This is a genomic window from Candidatus Bipolaricaulis anaerobius (assembly GCF_900465355.1).
Classification (GTDB): Bacteria; Bipolaricaulota; Bipolaricaulia; order Bipolaricaulales; family Bipolaricaulaceae; genus Bipolaricaulis; species Bipolaricaulis anaerobius.
In genome coordinates this window covers 1,014,762-1,027,321 of the sequence record NZ_LS483254.1, presented here as the reverse complement: position 1 = coordinate 1,027,321, position 12,560 = coordinate 1,014,762, and the positions used below count along the sequence as shown (strand labels likewise).

11 protein-coding genes are annotated in these 12,560 nt (G+C 68.3%); all 11 read right to left on the bottom strand.

The genetic code is table 11. The features are described from left to right. Position 1: 1 nt before the first annotated feature. Positions 2-2,629 carry a valine--tRNA ligase gene (locus BARAN1_RS04970; RefSeq protein ID WP_122031460.1) on the bottom strand — a complete coding sequence of 876 codons (2,628 nt, stop codon included), beginning with the start codon at positions 2,627-2,629 and terminating at the stop codon, positions 2-4. Position 2,630: 1 nt separating this feature from the next. Further along, positions 2,631-3,080, bottom strand: coding sequence for a nucleoside-diphosphate kinase (gene ndk / locus BARAN1_RS04965; protein WP_122031459.1), 450 nt, complete (start codon positions 3,078-3,080; stop codon positions 2,631-2,633). Between the two features lie 193 nt (positions 3,081-3,273). Then, positions 3,274-3,639: an aminotransferase class V-fold PLP-dependent enzyme gene (locus BARAN1_RS06730; RefSeq protein ID WP_231944245.1), complete on the bottom strand. Its 366-nt coding sequence runs from the start codon at positions 3,637-3,639 to the stop codon at positions 3,274-3,276. Then, the gene (locus tag BARAN1_RS06725) at positions 3,615-3,857 is read right to left on the bottom strand and encodes a hypothetical protein (RefSeq protein WP_231944244.1); all 243 of its coding nucleotides are present in this window, start codon (positions 3,855-3,857) and stop codon (positions 3,615-3,617) included. The genes BARAN1_RS06730 and BARAN1_RS06725 overlap by 25 nt, the downstream gene beginning before the upstream one ends. A 4-nt stretch (positions 3,858-3,861) precedes the next feature. Continuing rightward, entirely contained in the window at positions 3,862-4,947 is a 1,086-nt protein-coding gene (locus tag BARAN1_RS04955; protein WP_231944299.1) for a CaiB/BaiF CoA transferase family protein, read from the bottom strand. 43 nt (positions 4,948-4,990) lie between these two features. After that, positions 4,991-6,220, bottom strand: coding sequence for an endonuclease Q family protein (locus BARAN1_RS04950; protein WP_122031458.1), 1,230 nt, complete (start codon positions 6,218-6,220; stop codon positions 4,991-4,993). A gap of 11 nt (positions 6,221-6,231) precedes the next feature. Next, on the bottom strand, positions 6,232-7,386 hold the full coding sequence (gene metK, locus BARAN1_RS04945; protein WP_122031791.1) for a methionine adenosyltransferase: 1,155 nt from the start codon (positions 7,384-7,386) through the stop codon (positions 6,232-6,234). A 132-nt stretch (positions 7,387-7,518) separates the two neighbouring features. Continuing rightward, positions 7,519-8,694 (bottom strand): DUF401 family protein, encoded by a 1,176-nt coding sequence (locus BARAN1_RS04940; RefSeq protein ID WP_122031457.1) that lies wholly within the window; start codon positions 8,692-8,694, stop codon positions 7,519-7,521. Between the two features lie 115 nt (positions 8,695-8,809). Continuing rightward, positions 8,810-9,661 carry an outer membrane lipoprotein-sorting protein gene (locus BARAN1_RS04935; protein WP_122031456.1) on the bottom strand — a complete coding sequence of 284 codons (852 nt, stop codon included), beginning with the start codon at positions 9,659-9,661 and terminating at the stop codon, positions 8,810-8,812. After that, positions 9,658-12,003 (bottom strand): efflux RND transporter permease subunit, encoded by a 2,346-nt coding sequence (locus BARAN1_RS04930; protein WP_162297752.1) that lies wholly within the window; start codon positions 12,001-12,003, stop codon positions 9,658-9,660. The genes BARAN1_RS04935 and BARAN1_RS04930 overlap by 4 nt, the downstream gene beginning before the upstream one ends. Positions 12,004-12,011: 8 nt before the next feature. Beyond that, positions 12,012-12,455: a hypothetical protein gene (locus tag BARAN1_RS04925; RefSeq protein WP_157959488.1), complete on the bottom strand. Its 444-nt coding sequence runs from the start codon at positions 12,453-12,455 to the stop codon at positions 12,012-12,014. Positions 12,456-12,560: the final 105 nt, after the last annotated feature.

Here is a 12,560-nt window from a genome sequence, read left to right as displayed (position 1 = left end):
CTCACTCCGTGAGGTACCGCTCCAAGCGCGACCGGCGGGTCCGTAGGGCCTCCGCCTCTGCCTCCGCCTTGGCCACGATCTCCGCGGCCGCCCGCTCCCGGAACTGGGGATTCGCCAGCCGCCCTTCCAGCTTCCCAAGCTCGGCCTCCGTCTTCTCCCGGTCGCGGCGGATCCGATCCTGCACCGCCTCCCAGTCCACGAGGCCCCCCACGGGGAGGAAAAACGCGATCTCGCCCGCCACCCCGCGGGCCGCGGCCGCGGGCGGACGGGCCCCCGGCGCGTAGCGGACCTCCCGCGCGCGGGCGAGGCGCTGGATCGCGGGGGCGAACGTGTCCGCGAGATCCCGGGCTCCTCCCCCCGAGACGAGGACGACCTCCACCTCCGTCCCGGCCGGCACGCCGACCTCTGCGCGCACCGCCCGCACCTCGCGGATGAGGTCCATCACCCGGTTCAGCCTCTTCTCTGCTTCCTCGTCCCGCCACTCCGGGCGCAGCACGGGGTACTCGGCGCGGGCGAGTGCCCCCCCCTGCCCCATGTGCCCCCAGATCTCCTCGGTGATGAACGGCATGAACGGGTGGAGGAGCCGGACTACGATGTCCAGCGCCTCACGGAGGACGAGTTGGGAGGTCACCCTCTCCTCTCCGTCCTCCCCTCCCAGCCGCAGTTTGGCCAGTTCCAGGTACCAGTCGCACAGCTCGTGCCAGACGAAGTGGTACAGGGCATCGCTCGCGAGGTGGAAGTTGTAGCGATCGAGCTCCGTGCGGACCTTGTCCACGAGCCAGCTCAGCCGGGACCGGATCCAGCGATCCTCGGGAGCGAGCGATCGCCCCTCGAGCGTGGCCGCCGGGGGGAGATCTTCCGTATTCATCAGGATGAAACGAGCCATGTTCCACAGCTTGTTCTCGAAGTTGCGTGCCTCATCGAGCTGGCGCAGCGAGACCCGTATCTCGCGCCCCTTGGTCGAACTCTGGGCCATCGTGAAGCGAAGGGCGTCCATGCCGTGGCTCTCCTTCACCTCGAGGGCATCGATCATGTTCCCCCGCGACCGGCTCATCTTCTGGCCGTGCTCATCCACGACAAACGGGGTGATGAGGACCTCGCGGAATGGCACCTCGTCCATGAAGTGGAGGCCCATCATCACCATTCGCGCCACCCAGAAGAAGAGGATGTCGAACGCGGTCACGAGGACCGACGTTGGGTAGAACACCTCGAGCTCGACCGTCTTCTCCGGCCACCCCATGACCGAGAACGGCCATAGGGATGACGAAAACCAGGTGTCGAGGACGTCCTCGTCCTGGCGGAGGGGCACGTCGCGGCCGTAGTGCTGCGCTGCGAGGCGGCGCGCCCCCGCCTCGTCAAGCGCGATGAACGTCTCCCCATCCGGACCGTACCAGGCGGGGATCCGGTGTCCCCACCACAGTTGGCGGGAGATGCACCAGTCGCGGATCCCCTCCAGCCAATCGAAGTACACCTTCGCCCACCGGTCGGGGATGAACTGGACCCTCCCCGCCCGCGCCGCTTCGAGCGCCGGCTCGGCGAGGGGCTTCATGCGCACGAACCACTGGGTGGAGATCCGCGGCTCAACCTGGCTCCGGCAGCGCTGGCAGTGTCCGACGGCGTGACGGTACGGGATGACCTTCTCCAGGAGCCCCTCCGCCTTGAGCCGGGTGACGATCTCCTCCCGCGCCGCGAACCGGTCCAACCCCGCGAACGGGCCGCCGTGGTCGTTGATCGTCCCATCGGGGTTGAGGATGTCGATCGTGGGAAGCCCGTGGCGCTTGCCGATCTCCCGGTCCACGGGATCATGTCCCGGGGTGATCTTGAGGACGCCAGTCCCGAACGTGGGATCCACCTCATCGGCCCCCACGAGGGGTAGCTTCCGTCCGAGGAGGGGGAGGAGCGCCGTTTTCCCGATGAGGCTGCGGTATCGCTCGTCGCGGGGGTTCACGGCGACCCCTGTGTCCCCGAGCATCGTCTCCGGGCGCGTCGTGGCCACGGTGACGGATCCTCCACCCTCCAGCGGATAGCGGATGAAGTAGAGATGGCCGTCCACCTCCTCGTGCTCGACCTCGATGTCGGAGAGGGCCGTTCCGCAGCGGGGGCACCAGTGGACCATGTAGTCCCCGCGGTAGATGAGCCCTTCCTCATGGAGGCGAACGAACGCCAGCGCCACCGCCCGGGACAGGCCCGCGTCGAGGGTGAACCTCTGCCGCGACCAGTCGCAGGAGCAACCGAGGACCTTCAGCTGATCCACGATCTCGTTCCCGTAGCGGTTCTTCCACTCCCACACCCGGCGCACGAACTCCTCCCGGCCGAGGGCCTGGCGGGTGAGCCCATCCTTGGCGAGGGCCCTCTCCACCACGTTCTGGGTGGCGATCCCGGCGTGATCGGTCCCTGGGAACCAGCACGCCTCGAACCCCGCCATCCGCTTGTAGCGAATGAGGAGGTCCTGGAGGGTGTACACGAGGTTGTGCCCGAGGTGGAGGCGGCCCGTGATGTTGGGGGGCGGAATGACGATCGAGAACGGGGGCTTCCCGCTGCGGGGGTCGCAGCGCCACAGGTTCGCCTTCTCCCACGATGCGAGGATGCGCGGCTCAACCTCGGTCGGATCGTAACGGGGAGGGAGCACCTTACCCTCCGAGCCAGGCCGCGTCGGCCATGGAGTAGGTCAGGATCTCCTCGGGAGAGAAGAAGAGCGAGATCTCCCGCGCCGCCGCGGCCGGGGAATCCGAGCCGTGGACGAGGTTCATCCCCACCGAGAGCCCGAAGTCGCCGCGGATCGTGCCCGGGGCGGCGTCGAATGGGTTCGTCTTCCCCATCAGGGCCCGCACGGCTGCGATCGCCCGCGGCCCCTCGACCACGAGGGCGATCACCGGGGCCGAGGTGATGAACGAAACGAGCTCCTCGTAGAACGGCTTCCCGACGTGTTCGGCGTAGTGGCGCGCGGCGAGGTCGCGGGGCACCTGAAGGAACTTCATCCCCACGATGGTGAGCCCCTTCGCCTCGAGCCGGGCGATGATCGGGCCCACCAGCCGCCGCTGGAGCGCATCCGGTTTCAGCAGTACAAGCGTCCGTTCCATGGTTCCTCCTGGGAATCCCCCGATACAGACAACGGCCCGAGTGTACCGCACCAGCGCATCCCGCTGCAGCCCGCGCTCGCAGGGCGGAACGTGGAGGGCACGAGGGATGCAAGCCGATCAGCATGCCGCCGAGGCTCCCCCCGGGGGAAAGGCCGGGACGGCCGCCCCAGACCACCGGATCTGTCTCCACCTGCTACACGCTATGGATCTCCCGGCCTAAGGCCCGGACCAGCGCAGCGAGGTCCTGTGATGTGTTGTAGCCCTGCACAGAGACGCGGAGGAGGGGCTCGCGTTCCCGGCGCGCATAGAGGAACCCGGCTCCCTTGGGGGCCATCATCCACCTGTGGCAGTTCCCGGCGTAGAAGTCTGCCCCCAAGGAGCCCAGGTCGATGGGGATCTGGCCAAGAGCGTGGGCGCCGCCGACCACCGTGAGGATCCCCCACTCACGCGCCGGCTCCACGAGTTCCCCGACTGGGAGGTCCATCGCGGTGGGCGAGGTGATGTGGGATAGGGAGAGGACCCGCGTGCGGGACGTCACCCGTTCCCAGATCCGTTCCACAACCTCATCCCGGGATGGAAGCGAGCCCTCCGAGCATCAGCCATCAGGGCGTCGAACCGGCGATCGAGGAACTCCACCGGCTCCTCCTCGAGCTCCCGTTGCCAGCGCTGGTAGGCCGCAAACACGGGCTGCGGACAGGCGCCGAACGGACCGTGATCGAGGAAGACGACGTCCTGTCGGAGGGAAAACAGGTCGCACAGGCTCGGTGGGGCGGGCATAGCGCTAGCTTCCGATCCCCAAGGGCTTGAGCACGTCGTCCGTGTGCTCGCCGAGCCGCGGCGGGGGGAGCGGGCTCGGCGGCCAGGCCACGGACATCGGGCAGCCGATGCTCGTGTACCGGCCCACCGTGGGGTGGTTCACCTCGACCAGGAGCCGCCCCACGAGCCCCGGATCGCCGAACAGATCCCTCAGGGTGTTCACCGGGCCCGCTGGGACGCCGGCCCCCTTTAGAACGGTTGTCCATTCCGCCCGCGATCGGGATTGGAAGGTCTTCGCTAGGAGCTCGACCAGCTCGTCGCGGTTCCTCACGCGGTCGGGGTTCGTGGCAAACCGCGGGTCGGTGGCGAGGTCGGGCCGCCGAAGCGCGGAGCAGAGGGCTTGGAACTGGGCGTCCGTGCCCACGGCGACCATGAGGAGGCCGTCCCGGGCGGGGAACGCTTGGTAGGGGACGATGTGGGGATGCGCAGTCCACCGCCGTTCCGGCTCCACTCCGGTGAGGAGGAATGCCTGGGAGACATTGGCCAGCCCCGCGGCTGAGCACTCGATGAGCGTCGTCTCCACAGCCTGCCCACGCCCGGTCTTTGTCCGGGAAAGGAGGGCCGCGAGGGTCCCGGCGAGCGCCGCCCAGGCGGCGAGGACGTCCACGATCGCCACGCCCACCTTGACCGGTCGGTCCCCGTCGCCGGTGATCGCCATCAGGCCGCCCAGCGCCTGAATGAGGGCGTCGAACCCCGGCTCGTGGCGGTATGGGCCCGGTGGAAACCCCGCCACGGCGGTGTAGACAAGGCGCGGGTTCAACTCCTGCACGTTGGGGTAGGCGAGGCTGAGCGTGGCCAGTGTCTTGGGGAGGAAGTTGTGGACGAGGACGTCGCTCGTCCGGATGAGCGCTTCCAGGGCCTCCCGGTCCCGCCCGAGGTCGAGGGAGATCCCGAGCTTCCCCCGGTTCACGGCGAGGAAATACGCCGACTCCCCGCCCACGAACGGCGGGCCCCAGCGCCGCGTCTCGTCACCGGTCCCCGGGCGCTCGACCTTGATCACCTCTGCCCCGAGGTCGGCCATCCACATCGTCGCGAGCGGGCCGGCGAGGATCCGGGACAGGTCGAGGACGCGGATGCCGTGGAGGGGCTTTGGGTCAGGAAAAGAGGGGCAATTCGTGGGGTCCCTCCTGGAGCGGGATGCGGATCTCCCCGTACTGGCCGTCGTAGCCGGGCCGGATCTCGAGGTCCCCGGCTCGAACCTTGGCGATCGCCTCCACCACCCGCGGGGGAGCTCCCCGCCCGAGTTCGGCCAGGGGGAGGTCGAGGAGGATCGCGAGCTCGCTTTGGAACCGGTCCACCAGGACATCGTAGGCGGCGGTCACGCCCTTCGTATCCGCCCCCTGCCCCAGTGCTTGGCCGAGGACCTCGGCGAGGGGGACGAGCGATCGGTACGGGATCGCGTCAGGGGGACGGTATCCCCAGGGACGGTCAGCGAGGTCCTCCACCCGGTGCATCACCCCCACCGTGACCGGTCGGCCGCACACGGGACAGAGGCCGCGGTGGGAGGCCGTCTCGGTGGGGGAGAGGACGACCCCGCACGTGCGGTGCCCGTCGTAGTGGTACTTCCCCTCCTCCGGGAAGAACTCGAGCGTACTCAGGAAGCGCTGGGGATCACGCGTCCGCAGGGCAGCGACGAGAGCGGGGTAGGAGAGTTCAGGGAGATCGAACACGCACGCCTCGCGGCCGAGCCGGGATGGAGAATGGGCATCCGAAAACGAGACCAGGGCCAGATGATCGAGGGCGGATACGCGCCAGTTCATGGGCGGGTTCGAGGAGAGCCCGGTCTCGATCGCGCACACGTGTTCTGCGGCTCCCCCGAGCGCGTCGTCCAGGGAATCGAACCCCGACTGGGATCCGAAGATCGAGTACCAGGGCGTCCAGGCGTGGGCCGGGATCAGGGCGGCGGTGGGGCACGCCCCGAGCACAGCTGCGGCGAGCGCTTCCCCGCTTACGCCGAGCATCGGCCGGCCGTCGGCGGCGAGGTTCCCGATCCTCTCCAGCTCCTGGTTGATGTGGGCGGCGCCGTCCGCGCTGGGGGCGAGGAGCAGGAAGTGCACCCGCCGCATGTGGCCGGCATGGGTCCAGGTGGCGGCGACCTCGGTTGTGAACATGAACCGGACCCCCCCATACGCGTATACGCCCTCCCCCACGGGGAGGAGGTGACGGGAGAGGTCGCGGAACCACTCGGGATGGGTGAAGTCCCCTGTGCCGAGGAGGTCAATGCCCTTCCGCTTTGCCCAGTGCGCGAGGCCGGGGAGGACCATGTCCGGGCTGGTGGCCCGCGAGTGGCGGGAGTGGAGGTGAAGGTCGGCGACGAGACGCATCCTCTGTCCCCCTAGGCCGCGGCCCGCAGTGCCTCGACCCGGTCCGGCTCCTCCCAGGTCGGGGAGAGGTCGAGCCGACCGAAGTGGCCGTAGCAGGACAGGGGCTCGTAGATCGGCCGCCGCAGGTCGAGGGCGTCGATGATCGCCGCCGGTCGGAAATCGAACACCTGCCGCACCGCGCGGTCGAGGGCGGCGGCAGGCACCGTCGGCCGCTCGGCCGTGACGCTCAGGGCGAGGGGGTGGGCGCGGCCGATCGCGTACGCCACCTGCACCTCGCACGCCGCGGCGAGCCCGGCCGCGACGAGGTTCACCGCGACGTAGCGGGCCATGTACGCCCCCGACCGGTCCACTTTCGTGGGGTCCTTGCCCGAGAACGCCCCCCCGCCGTGGGAGCCGTACCCGCCGTACGTGTCCACGATGATCTTCCGCCCCGTCATCCCCGTGTCCGACGCCGGGCCCCCGACCACGAACCGCCCCGATGTGTTCACGAACACGTCCGTTCTCTCGTCCATCCACCCATCGAGCACCGGTTCCACGACGAGCGTCCGGAGGTCCGCGCGCAGTTCGTCGAGGAGGGCCTCCGGCGCGTGTTGGGCCGCGAGGAGCACCGTGTGCACGCGGATCGGGCGATGCCCTTCGTATTCCACCGTGACCTGCGTCTTCCCGTCCGGGCGCAGGTAGAGGAGGGAACCGTCCTTGCGCACCGCCGCCAGGCGGCGGGCCAGCTTGTGGGCGAGCATGATCGGGAGCGGCATCCGCTCCGGAGTCTCATTCGTAGCGTACCCGAACATGATTCCCTGGTCGCCGGCCCCGATCCGGTCGCGGGGGTCGTCGGCCCCGTTCCGCTGTACGGCTTGGGCGATGTCCGGCGACTGCTGGCGGATGAGGGTCGCCACAGCGCAGGCGTCGAACGATAGGCCGTACTCGGGCTTGACGTACCCCGCGTCGCGGACCACCCGCCGGGCGAGGATCGCCGGCTCGATGTGCGCGGTGGAGGCGATCTCGCCGCCCACGATGACGAGGCCCTCGGTGATGAAGGTCTCGCAGGCCACCCTCCCCTGAGGGTCCTGAGCGAGCACGGCATCGAGGATCGCGTCCGAGACACGATCCGCAAGCTTGTCGGGGTGCCCCTCGGCCACGGACTCCGCGGTGATCAGTCTGTTCATGGCATATCGCTCCTCGTCCACCCTGACGGTGGCAGTGGAAAGCCTATCCGGCAGGGGGGCCGTCGGCCAGGGGGCCGCTTCCTCCGCGGGATGATCGGAAACGCGCCGGCGGGTGCCCGAGTGTTCGCTCTTCTACAGGACGATGAGGCTTGCCCCGACGGTGATCAGAAAGGCGACCAGGGTTGGGCCGATGAGCTGCTGCCACGCTGCCCGGAGGGGAACGCCGGCGTGCTCTGCCGACACCGTGAGGCAGGGATGAAGTGGGGAGAGGAGGTACCCGAGGTACGAGGCGAAGTAGGTCACGGCGAATGCCCACGGGGCCATCGCGCCCTGGGCCCCCGTGTAGATCGGGATCACGATGGACAACGCCGCCTGCTGGCGACCGGTGGCGAACCCGAGGAGCCATCCTGCCCCCACGCAGAGCGCCGCCGGAGGAAGGGCGAGCCCGGCGATCCGCGCCGGCAGCCCGGAGCGTTGGAATACGGCGAGGTAGGTGAACACCCCGATCACGATCAGCCCGAACCGCCACGGCCTCTCCCGGCGGACCATCGCGATGAGGTCCGACCAGGAGACCGTGCCCACCGTGGCGAGGATCAGGCTCGCCGTGACCCCGAGGAACGTGGCGAGCTCGGGGACGGGGATCGGGGCCACCCGCTTCAGCACGAGATCGAGAACGGGGGCCACGAGGAGGATCCCCAGGGGGACGACCAGGTTCCGCCTTGACCGGGGCCCGTCGAGCTCGACCGGGCCTGACACCCGGCGCAGGAACGCCGCGTACCCGAGGGCGACGAGGATGAGCACCGCCGGGAGCTGGTAGGGGATCACACCCCACACATCGAGGCCCGCCAGGGTTGCCCCGGTGATGAGGGCGGGGGACAGGGGGTAAATCGAGTGCAGGGTGTGGCGAAACCACACGTTGGCGGCGGCACGGACGTCGGGCGGGGCTCCGCCGGCCCGCTCGACGAGCGGTGCCGAAAGGAGCGCCCCGCCGGGCATGGGGAGCATCCCCAGGATCGCGGGGCCGAGGGCATAGACGGTCCGCCGGCCTCCGGGCAGTCCGGCGAGAAGGCGGTCCATGCGCTTGCTCGCGACCAACGCCCCGCCGATGAGGGGGATCAGCGTCATCGCCAGCGCCAGGAGGAGCACGCTCGGACTGACCCACACCGAGGCGAAGGCCATTCCCACCTCGCCCAATGGGAGGGTCAGCCCCCCCAGGATGAGCGCCCCCACCATCATCGCCCCCCATAGGCTCCACCGGGCGAGGAGGAGGAGGACGGCTAGCGACAGGGCAAACGCAACCCACGCCATCCCGTCACCCCCATCCTACCGTGGCCCGCCTGGCGGCCAGGCCCGGGGGCCGCCTCCACTTCCCAAGCGCGATGAACGCCCCTGAGCCGGCGTTTCGCGCGGGAGCACGTCCCCTTTACCGATAGGCGTCGGGGGTGAAGGTGGGTAGCGCCGCCGGGGTGAAGATCTCCGCCGGCAGTGCGGCCCGCTGCTTCGCCAGCACCTCGATCGTTGTGCAGGTCGCGTCCTTCTGGTTGCACGCCTTGATCAGGGTCGGCACCAGATCGTCCTCGAACGTCTCCAACCTCAGGATCTCCAGCACGATCTCGAGCCGGCCGAGCTTGTCGTAGAACTCGGACCGCACCGGGGTCAGCTCCTCCACATCCACCCACAGCTTCCCCTTGGGGTAGTCCACCGTGGCCCCCGGCTTGGCGGAGATCTCGAGCACGTACACCGACCGCTCGCTCGAGGCCCCATCCACAGTCACGGAGACGGATGAATCGGCGAGGCGGGTGGCCGTGTAGTCCGCGGAGTAGTCGACTGCGCCACCGATCTGCTCGTAGGTGAGGGTGGTCCCGGCGAAGGACTGAGCTTGTTCGGACTCCGAGATGAGCTCCTTGACGAAGCCCAACGCCGGGAGGTACAGCCACATCCGGGCATCCCCCTCCGGCGGGATCACCGACAGGAAGATGGTCCCGGCGATGTCCTCCGGCGTTAGGTAATAGATCAAGAGCCGATCGGGCTCCCCCGTGGCCTCGTCGCCCTGGGAGATGAAGATCTCGAACTCGTTCTGTCCCTGCGTGCCATCAGCGAACACGAGGTCAAACCGGGCCTGGAAGATGAGGTCCCCCTCCTGGAGGAACAGGACCCCCTTCTCCCGCATCCGATCCAAGATATCGTTGCCCGTGAGCTCCCCCTGGGCGATGGCCATCGCCCCGAGGAGAACGCACGCCCCGAACACCGCTGCTCCACGCACAAGCTTCCTCATCGTTTACCTCCTTTTCCTTTAACCTTGTTCTTTCGGTTCGAACGCTTGGGACCGCCCTTGCCCCTCGTGATAGACTGCGGCCGCAGGGTCGCCAACAGAGCGGGGATGACGGTGAGGGCAGCGAGGGCGGACAACCCCATCGCCGTGGCGATGAGCGACCCGAAGATGGCCGTCCCCTTCAGCGTGGAGAAGACGAGCACGGCGAACCCGAGGCCGACGGTGACGGCGTTGTACACGATCCCCCGGCCGGAGGTGCGCATCGTCTGCTCGATGGCCCGACCGGGATTGGGGTTCTTGGTCCGGGCGTACTCAAGCCGGAACCGGGACTGGAAATGAATGGCGTAGTCGATCCCCACCCCGATCACGATGGACCCGATCATCATCGTCGCGATGTCCAGCGGCCGGCCAGTGTAGGCCATGAACCCGAAGTTCAACGCCACCGTGATCACGAGCGGGATCAGGCTGATCAGCCCCGCCAAAAGCGACCTCATCAACAGCGCGACGATCGCCCATACGGCGACCATGCTCGTTCCTAGGCTCGTGGCCTGGCTCGCCACCAGGCGGTTGAGGAGGGAGATGGAGACCTGGGCGATGCCGACCTCCTGCGCCCGAATGCCGTGGGCATTGAAGTTTTCATCCAGATAGGCCTGGACTCTCTCCATGAGGTCCTCGATCTCCTGCGTGGAGTCGATGCCCTTGACCCGGGCGAACACCTCTCCGGCAGAGAAATCCCCGAGGGCCATGCTCCCCAAGGACCCACCTTGGAAGGTGAACAGGAACAGAAGCTGGGACACTAGCCGCCCGTCCTCAGGGATCACGTAGTAGGCGGGGTCGTCCCCGTGGAACTTCTGGTTCATCTCCCGCACCATGTCCGCGATGGAGCTCGTGGTGCTGATCGCGGGTTCCGCCTCCAGAAACCCCTCGAGCGCGGCGATCCTGGCGAGCACCTCTGGGTCCTTCAGCCCATCGCGCCGGCCGGTGTCGATCTCGATGGCGAGCTGCATCGCTCCCCCGAACCGGTCATCCATCACCTGCATCGTCTGGGCAATGGGGCTGTCTTCGCCGATGTACTGGGATAGCTCGGTCTCGAGCCGCAGCCGGGGCACCCCGACCAGGGAGATGGCCACCAGTACGACCGCGGTCGCGAGCACCCACGCCCGGTGGCGGACGACGCCGCTCCCCAACCGGGCGAGCCCGCGGGAGAGGAGGCCATGTTCCAGCTGCTGTTCCTTCGTTCCCGTCGCCGGGAGGCGGAGCAAGGAAAGGAGGGCCGGGATCAGGGTCAACGATAGGATGAGCTCAGCGGCCATCCCCACGGCGGTGAACACGCCGAACTGCCGCTGCGGGACGAGGAACGTGGCGAGGAGCGAGAGGAATCCGGCGATGGTGGTGAGGGAGGTCATCACCACAGGAGAAGTCATCTCGCTCATGGTCGCGAGCACCACCTCCCGCTTGGGGAGCCCCCGGGCTGCCACCTCGTAGTAGCGATTCACGATGTGGATCCCATCGGCGGTGCCCATGGCAAGGAGGATCACGGGGATGATGATGGAGATCACGGTGAACGGGACGCCGGCTATGGCCATCGCCCCCACCGTCCAGATCACCCCCAGGCACACCACCACGAGGGGGATCACCACCCCGCGCAGGCTGCGGAAGCTGAGGTAGAGGACCACCACGATCATCACGACGGCGACGGGCAACAGAACCTTGAGGTCGCGCGTCATCATCCGCTGGGCCTCCAGGGCCTCGAACATCCCCCCAGCGAGGTAGATCCGCTCCGGGCCTTCGTACTCCCGGGCCATGACTTCCACCTTGCGGGCGATCTCCTCCGTCTCCACGGTGGAGAGCCGGGGGTCAAGTTTGAACATGATCGCCGCCGCTTGGCCGTCCTCGGATACGAACATCCCCCTGAGCTGGCGGCTCCCCATGACCCGGTCGCGATAGGCCGAGAGCTCTTCTGGGGACTCCGGGACCCGTCCGCCCGGGGCCGCGGGGCCCACGGTGATGGCCGCCTCGGTCCCGGTGATGATCTGAGCGGTGAGCAGGCTCTGGACTTCCTCCACCCCCGGGATCTCGGCGATCCGGTCCTCGAGGTCCTTGATCTTTTCGAGGGTGGAGACCTGGAACACCGTGTCGTCGGCCTCGAAGGCGATCAAGGAGAAGATCTGGGCGCCGTAGCGCTCCTCCGCCTCCTCCAGTGCCTGGACGGCGGGGTCGTCCCTAGGCAGGTATTCCCGGAAGTCCTGTTCGGTCTTGATCCCGGGGATGAACGCCGCGAACAGGAGAGTAACTGCCCCGGTCAGGGCGATGACCCACCATGGGTGATCCACGATCCAACCCATCAGCCTTCTCATCGCATGGCCCCATCATCTCCCCCGAAAACCCCAATCCGCGCGAAGAGGCTGGAGAGGAGAAGGGGGTAGAGGTCGTCGGCGGGAGTGCGGACCTCCCGGGTACCACCGAACGCGAGCTCGAGCACGTCCGGCAGGGAAGGGAGCCCAGCCGGGGGTGGCTGGACCGGTACCACAACCGGGGCGCACAGCCACACGAACCGGCTCCGCGCGGGGATCACCAAAACGAGGTCGAACTCGCCCCCGTTCCACGGGGCGGTCGGCATCGTCTGGGTCGCCCGGACGACGAACGCGCCGGTGGCCACGAGCCTCCGGGCGAGGACCTCAATGCGCATGGATTCCTCGATCGTCTCCGTCTCGTCCACGATGAGGAGCCGCACCTGGCCTGTGGCGACTGCGCACATCGCCGAAGCCACTGCCAGGGCCAATAGCAACCTTTTCATCAGGTACCTCCTTCCGCACGCAGAGCTCTCCAGACCAGGTTCGCCAGCTCGTCTGGGCCTTGAGCGGAGGGCCGCTTCGCTAGCGCACCCGCCTCCCCCTTGCCC